We start from the raw sequence: 13293 nt of genomic DNA on the forward strand, positions 1-13293 counted from the left end.
CGAGCACGTCAGGCGCCCTGGAACGGGTTGGTCCAACGCCACCAGATGCCCGGATCCGGGATCGCCTGTTCCAGGACGAGCGGCACCGTCACCGGGTCGTGGTCCGTGATCGCGAACCGCACCCGTCCGATCCGCTCGCCCTTGGTACCGAGCGTCACGGGGTCCAGCTTCGTCGTCGCCGTCACGGTGGTGTTGCCCCACACCAGGACCTCCGACGCGGACTGCGTCACGGCGTCGGTCTCGTCCTTCCACGGCGTCGAGTAGGTGCCGAAGGTCTGCCCGGCATGGGTCAGCGTGACCACGTGGAAGTTGTCGGCAACCGAGTGCAGCAGTCGCTGGATGTCGGCGTCGAGCGCGTCGTGGTCCTTGCCGCCGAGCATCGCGCCGATCACCGTGACCGTCTTCCCGCCGCGCTGGTACGTCGCCGCGAAGAGCAGGCACGCACCGGCTTCGTCGAGGGTCCCGGTCTTGATGCCCTCGACCCCGTCGATCCCGAGCAGCTTGTTCGAGTTCTCGATGTCGCCGACGTTCGGGATCGTCGCCTGCTTCGCGCCGACGACCTCCTTCACCACCGGGTTCGCCAGCGCGAGCTTCCCGAGGTCCACCAGGTCCGTCGCCGTCGAGACGTTCTTCGCGTCGAGGCCCGTGGGCTCCTGGATGGACGTCTCGTCGAGGCCGTGCTCGTCGAGCCACGACGCTGCGGCCTTCTTGTACGCGTCCATCGACCCGAACGCCCAGAGCGCCAGCGAGCCCGCGTAGTTGTTCGCCGACTTCATGAGCATGACCTGCAGCGTCTGGTACTCCGACAACCGGAGCCCTGACGGCATCGGGGCGACCTCGCCGTTCTGCGCGAGGTACTGCGCGTAGAGGCCCTCCATCTCCGGCGTGAACGCGATCGTCGGACCCGCCTGCCCCTGCGACAGGGGCTTGGCGTCCAGCACGACCAACGCGGTCACGACCTTCGAGATGCTCGCGATCGACCGCTGCTTCGTGTCACCGCTCGTGCGGAGGCTCTCCGGGAAGCCGGGCGCCTCGACCGCGGTCGCGCCGTACGACGGGAACGTCAACGCGGGCAACGAGGACGTCGGGGCCGCGTACGAGGTGGTCGTGGCGCTCGCCGGGGAGAACGGTACGACCGCTGCGGCGACGAGGTACCCCACCGCCAGGACGAGCACCGCGACGACCGAGATCGTCACCGGCCTCCTGACGGCGGAACGGGGGCGGCGGACGACACGTGACACGACAACCGAGGGTACCGGGGCCGGGTACCGGCCACCTGCGGAACCGCCGCGATGTGGAGAAGGTGGGTCGAGCCTCCCGGCCCTATCCTCGCGCTCGCTGCGCCGACCGCACCGCCCACAGGCCGACGGCGCTCGCCGCCGCCACGTTGAGGGAGTCGACGCCGTGGTGCATCGGGATGCGCACCGTCGTGTCCGCGGCGGCGATCGCGGCGGGCGTGAGCCCCTGCCCCTCGGTGCCCATCACCAGCGCGACGCGATCGGGCACGTCCGCCGCGAAGGCGTCGAGGTCGACCGAGCGGTCCGTCAACGCCATCGCGGCGAGGTGGAAGCCCTGCGCGCGGAGCGACTCCCCCGCCTCCGGCCAGTCGCCGATCCGTGTCCACGGGACCTGGAGCACGGTGCCCATGCTGACCCGGACGCTGCGACGGTAGAGCGGGTCGGCGCATCGCGGACTCACCAGCACGGCGTCCGCGCCGAGCCCTGCGACGCTCCGGAAGACGGCGCCGACGTTGGTGTGGTCGACGATGTCCTCGAGGACGACGACGAGCTTCGCGTCGCGGACGACGTCCTCGACGCTCGGCAGCTCGGGGCGCTGCATCGCCGCGATCGCGCCGCGGTGCATCCGGAAGCCGGTGAGGTCCTCGAGCAGGTCGTCCGGGCCGACGAACACCGGACCGTCGTGGTCGGCGACGAGCGGCAGCACGCTGTCCAGCCACTTCTCCTGCACCAGGATGCTCCGCGGGACGTGGCCGGCGCGGACGGCGCGTTCGATGACCGTGTTCGACTCGGCGATGTACAGGCCGCCCTCCGGTTCGGACACCCGACGCAGCGCGACGTCGGTCAGTCGGGCGAAGTCGTCGAGGCGGGGGTCGTCGATGGTGTCGATGCGGACGGGGTGCACTGGTCTCGTTCCGGGGTCGTGGCGGCGCATGGCAGCTGCTCGCGTCGCTGCTCACGTCTACGCGTGGCGGCGTGGAAGTGGCGGGGTCGGTCGGCTGTTGAGGGTACCGTGAACCTGATGGCGACGAGCGACGCGACCGAGACGGCCCAGTTCGACCGGGTCGTGGACCTGCTCGCGGGCAAGCGGATCGCCGTGCTCTCGGGTGCCGGCCTCAGCACCGACTCCGGGATCCCCGACTACCGGGGCGGCGGCCGCGTCGTCCGGAAGCCGATGACCTTCCAAGAGTTCCGCGCCGACGCCGCGAAGCGCCAGCGGTACTGGGCCGGGTCGCACCTCGGCTGGCGGACCTTCGCCGCCGCACGGCCGAACGCCGGGCACGACGCCCTGGCCTCGCTCGAACGGGCCGGCGTCGTCACCGGGGTCATCACCCAGAACGTGGACGGACTCCACCTCCGCGCAGGGTCACGGCGGGTCGTCGAGATCCACGGCTCCATGGACCGCGCCGTCTGCCTGACGTGCGGGCAGGTGTTCGCCCGGGCAGACCTCGCCGGTGTCCTCGACGAGCTCAACCCTTGGATCGACGACCCCGACTCGGTGCGCCTCCAGCCCGACGGCGACGTCGAGATCACCGACGTCGAGCGCTTCGTCGTGCCCGACTGCACCGTGTGCGGCGGGATGCTCAAGCCCGACGTCGTCTTCTTCGGCGAGTTCGTGCCGACCGAGAAGTTCGCCGAGTCGGTGTCGATCGTCGCGGACGCCGACGCACTGCTCGTCGTCGGGTCGTCGCTCACCGTCAACTCCGGCGTCCGGCTCGTCGACCACGCGGCGCGGCGGAAGCACCCCGTCGTGATCGTCAACCGCGGTGCCACGCGGAGCGATCGGCGGGCGGCGGCGAAGATCGACGCCGGCACCACGGAGACCCTGGTCGCCCTGGCGTCCCGGCTGGCTCTGTCATGATCGAGTCGTGACCACCCTCCTGTACCTCGTGCGCCACGGCGAGACCGACTGGAACAAGCAGCGCCGCATCCAGGGCTCGACCGACATCCCGCTGAACGACACCGGACGGGCGCAGGCAGCCGCTTCGGCATCGCTGCTCGCGCGCAGGTCGTTCGACGCCGTCGTCTCCTCGCCGTTGTCGCGCGCGTCGGAGACGGGGTCGATCATCGCCTCGCGCCTCGCGCTCCCCGCGCCCACGACGTACCCGGGGCTCGCCGAGCGTTCCTACGGCGAGGCCGAGGGGCTGACCGACGACGAGGTCCTGGCGCACTACCCCGACGACGTCATCCCCGGGCGGGAGTCGCGGGCTGCGCTGCTCGCCCGCGCGACCGAGACCCTCGCCGAGATCGCGGTCCGGTACGACGGCGGCGTCATCGTGGTGGCCACGCACGGTGCCGTGATCCGGAGCGTGGTGAACGCCGCGGCTCCGGGGACCGCCGATCGACACCACACGCCGATCCGGAACGGGTCGATCCACTCCTTCCGGTGGGACCCGGAACGCTTCCACGCGGAGCTCGTCCGCTTCGACGACCCCATCGACGACGCATCGGACGCGCCGGGCAAGTACTCCTTCGAGTACCAGAACCCGCTCGAACAGCGCAGCTGAGCCGGGCGGGGCAACCGCGCGGGCCGGGCGACCGCGCGCGCGGCGCTCGGCGTGACGCGGCGCTCGGCGTGACGCGGCGCTCGGCGTGGGGGCTCGGCGTGGCGTGATGCTCGCGTGGTGCGGCGACCTGGTGCGGCCAGTGATCGACTGCGCAGCAATGCCGACTGACAGCCCGAACCCGTCACCAGGACCGCGCACTCGATCGCTCCCGATCCGCTGCGACCATCCGAGTGCGCAGACCTGCAGCCCGCGGACGGCTTCCGATCGCCGCGATTGCGCACTCGACGCGCAGCGCACGTCGCGCCGCCGTCAGTTCATCCCGGCACAAGCGCGAGGATGCCCCCGGTCCGACAGCGCAGAAGTGACGACCTCAGCCGGCCCCTCGTCGCCATTTCCGCGCACTCGATCACTCACGAAGTCGCACTCGAAACAGAAAACCGATCGAGTGCGCAGAAGCAGCGTCTGCACCACCCACCTCGTCGCCACTCGCGCGCGCTCGATGGACGACGCTCGACAATGCCCCGCGGGGACTCGCCCTCAGGCGCCGGGACCGCCGGTGAAGCCCGTCGCCCCATCTGGGCGCGCGGCCTTGGCGTTCGCCGTCCGGATCTCCTGATCGGCGTCGATGCCGAGCCGGGGCGCGAGCGGATCCTCCAGCCCCCGCAATGACCGCGCACGACGTGACGCCTGGACCCCCAGCACGACACCGACCGCCACGATCGCGAGGAACACGACCAGCAGGGTGATGAACATGCCTGCAGCCTAGCGACTGATGCTCACACCCGCTGTGCGTCCGACGAACGCTCTGCGCGCCGCCGTCGCACGCGATCCACGAGGCGGCGTTCATCCACCAGGTCGCCATCGGTCACCAGGACGAAGGCCCACCGTTCGGCTTCGAAGCGTTCCCGGCGCGCGATGTCGCGGAGGTACGTCGCCCGGTCCTCCTGGTGGTGGCGTCCTTCGTACTCGATCGCGATCCGCAACTCCGGGTAGGCGAGGTCGACCCGCCCGAGGAATCGACCATCGCTGCCGCGCACATCGAGGTTGCACTCCGGCTCAGGCAGCCCGTGATCGACGAGCACCAGGCGCAACGCACTCTCCATCGGGGACTCGGAGCCCGGCCGGACCAACTCGACCGCTGCGCGCAGGCGGGTGATCCCCCTGATGCCACCAGCGCGGCTGACAGCGACCCGCAGATCGTCCAGCGAACACCACCGCTCGATGAGCTGGTCCCCCATCACGGTCAGCTCTCGGACGGACAGCACGGCGGCGCAGTCCAGCCACGTCCGGAGTGGATCGCTCGTCGGCAACCCCGCCGCTGTTCCGATGCGCGGAACCGATCTCGTCCTGTGACCGACGACTCCCGGCCGACGCATCTGCCGTCCGTTCGCGCCGGTCACGTGCAGTACGGGCTCGTCTCGTAGTCGCGCGGGCAGGGCGAGGCCCCACAAGGCCGCAGCGGTGGTGTGACTGAACCACTGGTTTGCACCGAGCAGCGGCCTGTACGCACGGGCCCGCAGCTCGACGGTGTCGAGCGGAACGACCCGCGGTACGCGGAGCGAGCGGGTGGGACGGACGAGGTCCCGCCCACGCATCCGTGACCGCGAGACACCTCGACGGCGCCCCTCGCGGACGGTGAACGAGGTGTTCCTGAGGAGCAGCGGAAGCGGACGAGCGAACACGGCACCACCCTCCCGAACACCGCGCATCCTCGCTGCCCAATGTGCGGATCCGTGGAGGCATCACGGCAACCTCGCCCTGTGGAGGACGTTGCCCGATCGTTGTCTCCACGCGCGGCACCGCTCCCGCGCGCGGACTAGCATCCTGTTCACTCGATGGCCCGAGCACGCGTGTGAGGGGATGACATGACGACCGAGGGACCGGGCCCGACCGGCCGACACAGCGACCGGTTCGGGGACGACGACGACCTCGGTCGCGCCTTCGGCACGGACACGTCCTCCGTGCCCGTGCGCACGACACCGCAACGCGTCCGCGCGTGGTCCCTGCTCCTGGCCGGGGTGGTCGTCGTGGCCGCGGTCATCATCGTCGTGCTCTCGATGATCATCGGCAGTGTCCAGACCGGCGTCGGCGGGATCTTCCCCCGACCGGACGCCAGCCTCCAGCGCTTCACGGAAGACGCCGGCGCGCTCGACGGCGTGATCTCGACCGACGCCACGAAGCCGACGAAGACGTCCTTCGCCAGCTACGACGTCACGGCGACGGTCACCGCGTCCACGGAGCTGTCACCGGACCAGCGCACAGCGCTCATCGACCAGCTGAGCGAGGCCGTGTCGGACGCGAGTGGCAACGGCGTGCACGTGTACGCGATCGCGGACCTGGGCGATGTGGACGTCGGGATCTCGCCGTCGAAGGCCCGCACCGACGAACGACTCCGGCTCGCCCGTGCGATCCGGCAGGTCGCCGGCGTGCAGCAGGTCAGGTGCGTGTGGGCGGCCGCGAGCGAGGGACGAGCCGACACGCCCGCCGGTCAGTCCGTCGAGGTGGAGACGGCTCCGACCGGTGTGGACGTCCTGGCGGTCCAGGCACAGGTGACGGACGCCGTGCACCGGGTGTTCCCCGACGCCACCGTGCAGGTCGTCGCCGCCAAGCAGTGACCGGAGCCCCGCTCCGGGCTCAGGCGCCGCGCGCCGCGACCGCCTGTTCGACCGCCCGGACGACCTGCTCGGCGGAGTCCTCCCACCGGAACCGGGCCGCCTGCACGACCGAAGCGTCCGAGGCGGCGTCCCACCGAGCCTCCAGTCTGCGCACCGCCGCAGCGACCGCAGCAGGCGACGACGGGTCGAAGTACTCCGCCGCGTCTCCACCGATCTCGCGGAAGATCGGGATGTCGCTGACGGCCACCGGCGTCCCGACACCCATCGCCTCGACCAACGGGATCCCGAACCCCTCGTCGTACGACGCCGTGACCAGGGCGGTCGCCGACCGGAGCGCGTCGAGGTACTCCTCGTCCGACGCCCCGTAGTGGAAGACGACCGCGTCCGGGCCGGCGAGCGCGGACAGCCGGGCATGGTCGGCAGCGGACACGCGGGACATGCAGTGCAGCGTCCAGTCCGAACCGAGGAGCGGGAGCGCCGCGACGAGCGTCTCGACGTTCTTGTACGGCATGAAGGAGCCCATGTAGACGAGGGTCTTCGTCCGCGATCCCCCCGCCGGTCGCACCGTGGCCGGGTCTGCTGCGTTGTACGCCACCGTCACCGGGCGCTTCGTCAGTCGGTGCGCCGTGATCAGCGCAGCGGTCGTCGATGACACCGTCACCACCCCGTCTGCTCCGTTCAGCAGGAGGCGCTGCGGCCACCACGACAGGTGGAACGCCCGCCAGCCGAGCCGGATCGGCCACGCGAACTCCCGCGGCGGCGTCCGGTTCCGGTAGTAGATCAGGTCGTGCAGCGTGAGGACGAGCGCGTACCTGCGCCCTCGCGACCCCATCGTCTGCATCGGTGAGAACACCGCGTCGAGTCCGAGTCGGTTCACGTGACGCGCGACGAGCGGCTCACCGGCGTCGGTCGGCGCAGGGATCAGCTCCCACGGCAGACCGCCCGGCAGCGACTCGAGCTGTCGTTCGTCGTTCACGAGCAGCGTGTAGTCGTGGCGCTCCGGAAGGTGCGCGACGACACCGGCCGTGAAGCGGCTGATCCCGTCGTGCCGACCGATCCGGACGTACCGGCAGTCGATCCCGACGCGCAGGCGGCTCACGATGCGCGCCCGGTGTTCGGCCTGGAGGCCCGGCCCGCCTTGGCAGCGCGCGCGGGCTTCCGGACGGGGTCGGCCATCCGGCGCAGGGTCGCGCTGGCAGCGGCGGCCGGCGTCTCGTAGTGCACCAGGTGCCCGACCTCGGGGATGACGACGAGCTCGGCGTCACGGAGCCGATCGGCGAGCGCACGTTGTTCCGGCACGGCGGTGATGTCGTCACGCTCGGCAGCGATCATGAGCACGGGGACCTCGATGCGGTCGGCGTACTCCGAGACGTCGTGGGTGACCGAGGTGCGGAAGGCCTCGAGCACGCTCGTCCGGTTGGCGAAGGCGGAGAAGTACCGGTCGTGCTGGTCGTGCACCCACCGGCGCATCTCCGGGTCCTTCGACTTGAGCATCGCGACGCTCATCGCCCGGACGATCGCGCGGTTCCTGAGGACGCCGAGGCCGACGGGTCGGGGCAGTGCAGCACCCGCGCGGTAGTACGCGATCGCGATGCCGGTGCCGATGGCACGGGGGCCCTGGAGCGCAGGAGCCGCGATCGGGTTCACCAGGACGAGCAGCCGCGTGTCGAGCCCGGCGGCGACGGCTGCGGACACCACGATCGACCCGAACGAGTGCCCGAGCACCACGGCGGTGCGGTCGAGGCCGAGCGCCGCGTGGAACCCGCGCATCCACGACACGTACCCGTCGATGTCGGAGACCGCGAGCGGGTCGGAGATCCCGAAGCCGGGCAGGTCCGGGACGATCACGCGGACCCCGACGAGGTGCGCGGCGATCGACTCGAGCCCGTGGTGGTCGCCACGGAACCCGTGCACGGCGAGCACGGTCTGCGACGCGTCGGCTGGCCCGTACTCCCAGTAGTGCGTGGTGCGGCCGTCGACCTCGACGGCTCGGTGCACGACGGGGGTCGAGGCCATCAGCGACTGGTACGGAGAGAGCACGGGCGGTTGCATCCGCGCCAGTCTACGAAACCGACTCCGGTGCACCCGGGAACACGCTCGGAGCCGTCGGCCTATCGTGTCCGGGGCGGGCGGAGATGCCCGTCGACCACGACGAGGAGCACGGTGACCTTCACAGCCCCGATCCAGCTGCCCGGATTGACGCTCGACCCCCTCTGGTACAAGCGGTCCGTCTTCTACGAGTGCATGATCCGCTCGTTCGTCGATTCGAACGGCGACGGTACCGGGGACCTGCAGGGCCTGATCAGTCGCCTGGACTACCTGCAGTGGCTCGGCGTCGACGCCCTCTGGCTGCCGCCGTTCTTCAAGTCCCCGCTGCGCGACGGCGGCTACGACATCGCGGACTACAAGGCGATCCTGCCGGAGTTCGGCACGCTCGAGGAGTTCCGCGAGCTCGTGACGAAGTCGCACGAGCGGAACATGCGCATCGTGATCGACATGGTGATCAACCACACGTCGGACCAGCACGAGTGGTTCCAGCAGTCCCGGGAGGACCCGGACGGTCCCTACGGCGACTTCTACGTCTGGCGCGACACCGACGAGCACTACGAGAACATCCGCATCATCTTCGTCGACACCGAGGAGTCCAACTGGACCTTCGACCCGGTCCGTCGACAGTTCTTCTTCCACCGGTTCTTCTCGCACCAGCCGGACCTCAACTTCGAGAACCCGGCGGTCGTCGAGGCCGTGTACGACGTCGTCCGGCACTGGCTCGACCTCGGCGTGGACGGCCTGCGGCTCGACGCCATCCCGTACCTCTTCGAGTCGGAGGAGGGCAACGGCGAGGGCGAGCCGGAGACGCACGAGTTCATCAAGAAGCTCCGCGCGATGGTCGACGAGGAGTACCCGGGCCGTGTCCTCATCGCCGAGGCGAACCAGTGGCCCCGCGAGACCGCCGCGTTCTTCGGGACGGACGAGGAGCCCGAGTGCCACATGGCGTTCGACTTCCCGGTGATGCCGCGCATCTTCTACTCGCTCCGCGCCCAGCACGCCAAGGAGCTCTCCGCGATCCTGTCCGAGACGCTCGACGTGCCGGACAGTGCGGCGTGGGGCGTGTTCCTCCGCAACCACGACGAGCTCACCCTCGAGATGGTCAGTGAGGAGTACCGGCAGGCGATGTACGGCTGGTACGGGTACGACCCGCGGATGCGGTCGAACATCGGTATCCGCAGGCGCCTCGCTCCCCTGCTCGACAACTCCCGCGCGGAGCTCGAACTCATCCACGCGCTGCTGTTCTCGCTTCCCGGTTCACCGTTCCTGTACTACGGCGACGAGATCGGGATGGGCGACAACATCTGGCTGCCCGACCGGGACTCGTCCCGCACGCCGATGCAGTGGACGCCGGACCGGAACGCGGGGTTCTCCACCGCGGACCCCGGGAAGCTGTTCCTGCCGGTCGTCCAGTCGCTCGTGTACAACTACGCGCAGGTCAACGTCGAGGCACAGCTCGCGCAGTCGCGGTCCCTGCTGCACTGGGTGCGCAACGTCATCCACGTGCGGAAGGCCCACCCGGTGTTCGGCATGGGGTCGATCGCGGTGCAGGAGACCGACAACGAGAGCGTGCTCGCCTTCGTCCGCTCGTGGGAGGGTGCTGGCACCCAGTTCGGTGCCTCGGCCGAGGACGTGCTCTGCGTGTTCTCGTTCGCCGTCAACGCGACGACGGCGACCATCTCGGCTCCGGAGTTCGCGGGTCGTCCGCTCTACGACCTGTTCGGCGGCAGCTCGTTCCCGTCGTTCGACGACGAGGGCAACGTCACGCTGACGCTGGGCACGCAGTCGTTCTACTGGCTGCACGTCGGGGCCGCGCCGACCGCGTGACCCGGCGTGTCGGTCGGTCCGGTTAGCCTCGTCACGTGACGTACTCCGAAGCCGAGGTCGACGCTCCGACCCACTCCCCGGACCTCTCGACACGTCCGTGGTGGCATGCCCTCGGCGTGTTCGACCTCGAGACCACCGGCATCGACGTCGAGACCTCCCGGATCGTCACGGCGCACGTGGGGCTGATCGACATGACCGGGCGCAGCATCGTCGAGGGCTCCTGGCTCGCCGACCCCGGGGTGGAGATCCCCGAGCAGGCATCGGCCGTGCACGGCATCAGCACCGAGCGTGCCCGCGCCGAGGGGCGTCCAGCAGGAGAGGTCGTCGCCGAGATCGTCGCCGCGATCGAAGCCGTGTTCGCGCGCGGCATCCCACTCGTGATCTACAACGCCCCGTACGACCTGACGCTGCTCGACCGTGAAGCCAAGCGGCACGGCATCGCCTCCCCCGTGATCGGCAACGTCGTCGACCCGCTCGTGATCGACAAGGCGCTCGACACCTACCGCAAGGGCAAGCGCACGCTCGAAGCCGCCGCCGAGCTGTACGGCGTCACCCTCTCCGACGCGCACGACGCCGGCGCGGACGCGATCGCTGCCGGCCGTGTCGCGCAGGCCATCGCGACGAAGTACCCGGACGACCTCACCGTCTCCGCCGAAGAGCTCCACCGCAAGCAGGTCGGCTGGTGCGCCGAGCAGGCCGCGTCGTTCCAGGACTACATGCGGAAGAAGCGCGACCCGTCGTTCACCGCCGACGGCCGCTGGCCCCACCGCACCGCGGACTGACGCTCTCGTCGACTCCTCGCCGCCCCCCGCACAACGAAAAGCAGCTCGCACCGCGCAACGACGCGGTGCGAGCTGCTTTCGGTTGTGCGGGCGCGATCGGCACGAACGCGAAACGGGCGGCCCTCCCAGAGGAGAGCCGCCCGTCAAGCGCACGAGCGTCTTACTTGCTGAAGCCCTTGAAGCGCTGGTTGAACTTCTCGACGCGACCGGCCGAGTCGAGGATGCGCTGCTTGCCCGTGTAGAACGGGTGCGACGCGGACGAGATCTCGACGTCGATGACCGGGTAGGTGGCACCGTCGAGCTCGATGGTCTTGTCGCTGTTCGCGGTCGAACGCGTCAGGAACGTCTCACCGGAAGCCAGGTCACGGAAGACGATGGCGCGGTACTCGGGGTGGATGTCGGTCTTCATGGAGATTCCTCGGATAGCAGTGTGTGTTGAGATGCGCAGAACCGCGCGGGAAGTCGTTGGCCTACGCCAGCCGTCTACGTTACCAGACAGCACGGCCGATGTGGAGCAGGGCTAGGCCGCGCGCGCCGAGAACCGGCCGGAGTCCTTCGACACGGTGAGCCCGATGCCGAACGCCTCGGTCAGGGTCGCGTCGGTCAGGACCTCGTCGATCGGCCCCGCCGCCTGGACGTGCCCGTCAGCCAGGATCAGTGCGTGCGTGAAGCCCTCGGGGATCTCCTCGACGTGGTGCGTCACGATGACGATCGCCGGCGAGTCGCCGCTCTTCGCGTACCCGCCGAGCGTGCGCACGAGACTCTCGCGTGCGCCGAGGTCGAGCGACGCTGCCGGCTCGTCGAGGAACAGGATCTCGGGGTCGGTCATCACCGCACGGGCGATCTGGACGCGCTTCTGCTCGCCGTCGCTCAGCTCACCGAAGGTGCGGTCGGTGAACGCGCCGAGGCCCCATTCGTCGAGCACGCGCTGCGCACGGCGGACGTCGAGCTCCTCGTACTCCTCGTTCCACCGCCCGGTGACCGAGTAGGCGGCGGTCAGCACGACGTCGATGACCTTCTCGGTGACCGGGATGCGACGCGCGAGGGCCGTCGACGCGAACCCGATGCGGGGCCGCAGGTCGAAGAGGTCGGCGCCGCCGAGCTCGGTCCCGAGCACCTCGACCTCGCCAGAGGTCGGGAAGCTCTGGGCCCCCGCGACCTGCAGCAACGTGGTCTTGCCGGCGCCGTTCGCACCGAGCACGACCCACCGCTCGTCGTCCTGCACCTCCCACGAGACACCGTCGAGGATGGTGGCCCCGTTCCGGACCACGGACACGTCAGACAAGCGCACAACCGAGGGCATGTGATCACCCTACGGCAGCCGACCATCCGAAACGGGGCACACGCCGAGCGTCACTCCGCCAGGATCGACTCGATCTGTCCGAGCGCCTCGAGCATGCCCTCGCGCATGCCCATCTCGAGCAACTGCTCGAGCTGCTCCGCCGTCGCGAAGTGCGCCGTGTTCGTCATCCTGGTGCGTCCACCGAGGTCCTCGAGCGTGACCTCCATGGTCGTGATCGGCATCGACGTGTCCGGCTGCCCCGACTCGTCCGCGAACCCGTCCTCGAGCGTGATGGAGTGCGGTTCGTCCACGGCGACGATCGTCCAGTAGCCGGCCGCCTTCGTGCCGTCCGGGCCGGTCATGAAGTAGTCGCTGTGCGCACCGGGCTCCAGCGCGTGCCGGACGAACGTGGCCGGCCACGACGGCGGTCCCCACCATCGTTCGAGTTGCCTGGGGTCCGCCCAGATCTGCCAGACGCGCTCGACCGGCGCGTCGAACTCGGCGGTGAAGGTCATGGTCAGGGCGTCGACGTCGTGCGTCGCGTCGATGGTGGTGCTCATCTTCCGGTCCCCCTCGGGGTCGGTGGGCTCCGTCACGGAGCGGTGTGCGGCCGATCGGCGGGGCCCTCGTCGGCGAGGAGCTCCGTGATCCGGTCGACCCGGTGCCGCCAGAGGTCCTCGTAGGACCGCAGCAGACGATCGGCGCGTCGGACGCCGCCGATCTCGCTCGTGACGATCTGCTCGCGACCTCGCCGCTCCTTGCGGACGAGTTCGGCACGTTCGAGGACCGCGACGTGCTTCTGCACGGCCGCGAAGCTCATCGCGTACCCGGATGCGAGCGAGGACACCGACTGCTCACGCACGATGACGCGCCGGACGATGTCCCGGCGCGTCGCGTCCGCGAGGGCCGCGAACACGCGGTCCACCGCCTCGGCGTCCATCTCATCACGTACAACCATCGGGTTGTACGTTACGCCCGGCGCGCCCCGCGCGC

General features: G+C 70.0%; 15 protein-coding genes. 5 read left to right on the plus strand and 10 right to left on the minus strand.

Annotation, left to right across the window (positions count from 1 at the left end):
• Positions 1–8: 8 nt before the first annotated feature.
• Both AAEP80_RS12790 and AAEP80_RS12795 read right to left on the minus strand, forming a co-directional pair.
• On the minus strand, positions 9–1241 hold the full coding sequence (locus AAEP80_RS12790) for a D-alanyl-D-alanine carboxypeptidase family protein (protein ID WP_420364693.1): 1233 nt from the start codon (positions 1239–1241) through the stop codon (positions 9–11).
• A gap of 82 nt (positions 1242–1323) precedes the next feature.
• Positions 1324–2142 (minus strand): TrmH family RNA methyltransferase, encoded by an 819-nt coding sequence (locus tag AAEP80_RS12795; RefSeq protein WP_420364694.1) that lies wholly within the window; start codon positions 2140–2142, stop codon positions 1324–1326.
• A gap of 117 nt (positions 2143–2259) precedes the next feature.
• On the opposite strand from AAEP80_RS12795, the gene AAEP80_RS12800 reads away from it, so the two are divergent.
• Both AAEP80_RS12800 and AAEP80_RS12805 read left to right on the plus strand, forming a co-directional pair.
• On the plus strand, positions 2260–3099 hold the full coding sequence (locus tag AAEP80_RS12800) for a Sir2 family NAD-dependent protein deacetylase (protein ID WP_420364695.1): 840 nt from the start codon (positions 2260–2262) through the stop codon (positions 3097–3099).
• A 7-nt stretch (positions 3100–3106) separates the two neighbouring features.
• Positions 3107–3745, plus strand: a complete 639-nt coding sequence (locus tag AAEP80_RS12805; RefSeq protein WP_420364696.1) for a histidine phosphatase family protein — start codon at positions 3107–3109, stop codon at positions 3743–3745.
• Between the two features lie 537 nt (positions 3746–4282).
• On the opposite strand, the gene AAEP80_RS12810 is transcribed toward AAEP80_RS12805, so the two are convergent.
• Complete coding sequence (locus AAEP80_RS12810; protein ID WP_420364697.1) at positions 4283–4498, minus strand: hypothetical protein; 216 nt, start codon at positions 4496–4498, stop codon at positions 4283–4285.
• A 23-nt stretch (positions 4499–4521) separates the two neighbouring features.
• Positions 4522–5427 carry a hypothetical protein gene (locus tag AAEP80_RS12815; RefSeq protein WP_420364698.1) on the minus strand — a complete coding sequence of 302 codons (906 nt, stop codon included), beginning with the start codon at positions 5425–5427 and terminating at the stop codon, positions 4522–4524.
• A 183-nt stretch (positions 5428–5610) separates the two neighbouring features.
• Between AAEP80_RS12815 and AAEP80_RS12820 the strand changes: the two genes are divergently transcribed.
• Positions 5611–6360, plus strand: a complete 750-nt coding sequence (locus tag AAEP80_RS12820; protein WP_420364699.1) for a hypothetical protein — start codon at positions 5611–5613, stop codon at positions 6358–6360.
• 19 nt (positions 6361–6379) lie between these two features.
• Here the strand turns inward: AAEP80_RS12820 and AAEP80_RS12825 are convergent, their stop codons facing one another.
• Positions 6380–7450, minus strand: coding sequence for a glycosyltransferase family 4 protein (locus tag AAEP80_RS12825; RefSeq protein WP_420366866.1), 1071 nt, complete (start codon positions 7448–7450; stop codon positions 6380–6382).
• Between the two features lie 5 nt (positions 7451–7455).
• On the minus strand, positions 7456–8412 hold the full coding sequence (locus tag AAEP80_RS12830) for an alpha/beta fold hydrolase (RefSeq protein WP_420364700.1): 957 nt from the start codon (positions 8410–8412) through the stop codon (positions 7456–7458).
• A gap of 111 nt (positions 8413–8523) precedes the next feature.
• Here AAEP80_RS12830 and treS point away from each other — a divergent pair, with 111 nt between their 5' ends.
• Complete coding sequence (gene treS, locus AAEP80_RS12835) at positions 8524–10236, plus strand: maltose alpha-D-glucosyltransferase (RefSeq protein WP_281264626.1); 1713 nt, start codon at positions 8524–8526, stop codon at positions 10234–10236.
• A gap of 35 nt (positions 10237–10271) precedes the next feature.
• The gene (locus AAEP80_RS12840) at positions 10272–11018 is read left to right on the plus strand and encodes a 3'-5' exonuclease (protein WP_402728787.1); all 747 of its coding nucleotides are present in this window, start codon (positions 10272–10274) and stop codon (positions 11016–11018) included.
• Between the two features lie 160 nt (positions 11019–11178).
• Here the strand turns inward: AAEP80_RS12840 and AAEP80_RS12845 are convergent, their stop codons facing one another.
• The 4 genes from AAEP80_RS12845 to AAEP80_RS12860 form a co-directional block, all read right to left on the minus strand.
• The gene (locus AAEP80_RS12845) at positions 11179–11427 is read right to left on the minus strand and encodes a type B 50S ribosomal protein L31 (RefSeq protein WP_071300737.1); all 249 of its coding nucleotides are present in this window, start codon (positions 11425–11427) and stop codon (positions 11179–11181) included.
• A 111-nt stretch (positions 11428–11538) separates the two neighbouring features.
• Positions 11539–12321, minus strand: a complete 783-nt coding sequence (locus AAEP80_RS12850) for an ABC transporter ATP-binding protein (protein WP_281264628.1) — start codon at positions 12319–12321, stop codon at positions 11539–11541.
• A 50-nt stretch (positions 12322–12371) separates the two neighbouring features.
• Positions 12372–12860: an SRPBCC family protein gene (locus tag AAEP80_RS12855; protein ID WP_420364701.1), complete on the minus strand. Its 489-nt coding sequence runs from the start codon at positions 12858–12860 to the stop codon at positions 12372–12374.
• 32 nt (positions 12861–12892) lie between these two features.
• The gene (locus tag AAEP80_RS12860; RefSeq protein WP_420364702.1) at positions 12893–13258 is read right to left on the minus strand and encodes an ArsR/SmtB family transcription factor; all 366 of its coding nucleotides are present in this window, start codon (positions 13256–13258) and stop codon (positions 12893–12895) included.
• Positions 13259–13293: the final 35 nt, after the last annotated feature.

The organism is Curtobacterium sp. L3-7 (genome assembly GCF_048756585.1).
In the GTDB taxonomy this organism is placed as follows: Bacteria; Actinomycetota; Actinomycetes; order Actinomycetales; family Microbacteriaceae; genus Curtobacterium.

Excerpts from the sequence above, each read along its gene's own strand:
- AAEP80_RS12800 (WP_420364695.1), top strand. The coding sequence starts at position 2,260 with ATGGCGACGAGCGACGCGACCGAGACGGCCCAGTTCGACCGGGTCGTG.
- AAEP80_RS12810 (WP_420364697.1), bottom strand. The coding sequence starts at position 4,498 with ATGTTCATCACCCTGCTGGTCGTGTTCCTCGCGATCGTGGCGGTCGGT.
- AAEP80_RS12820 (WP_420364699.1), top strand. The coding sequence starts at position 5,611 with ATGACGACCGAGGGACCGGGCCCGACCGGCCGACACAGCGACCGGTTC.
- AAEP80_RS12830 (WP_420364700.1), bottom strand. The coding sequence starts at position 8,412 with ATGCAACCGCCCGTGCTCTCTCCGTACCAGTCGCTGATGGCCTCGACC.
- AAEP80_RS12845 (WP_071300737.1), bottom strand. The coding sequence starts at position 11,427 with ATGAAGACCGACATCCACCCCGAGTACCGCGCCATCGTCTTCCGTGAC.
- AAEP80_RS12850 (WP_281264628.1), bottom strand. The coding sequence starts at position 12,321 with ATGCCCTCGGTTGTGCGCTTGTCTGACGTGTCCGTGGTCCGGAACGGG.
- AAEP80_RS12855 (WP_420364701.1), bottom strand. The coding sequence starts at position 12,860 with ATGAGCACCACCATCGACGCGACGCACGACGTCGACGCCCTGACCATG.
- AAEP80_RS12860 (WP_420364702.1), bottom strand. The coding sequence starts at position 13,258 with ATGGTTGTACGTGATGAGATGGACGCCGAGGCGGTGGACCGCGTGTTC.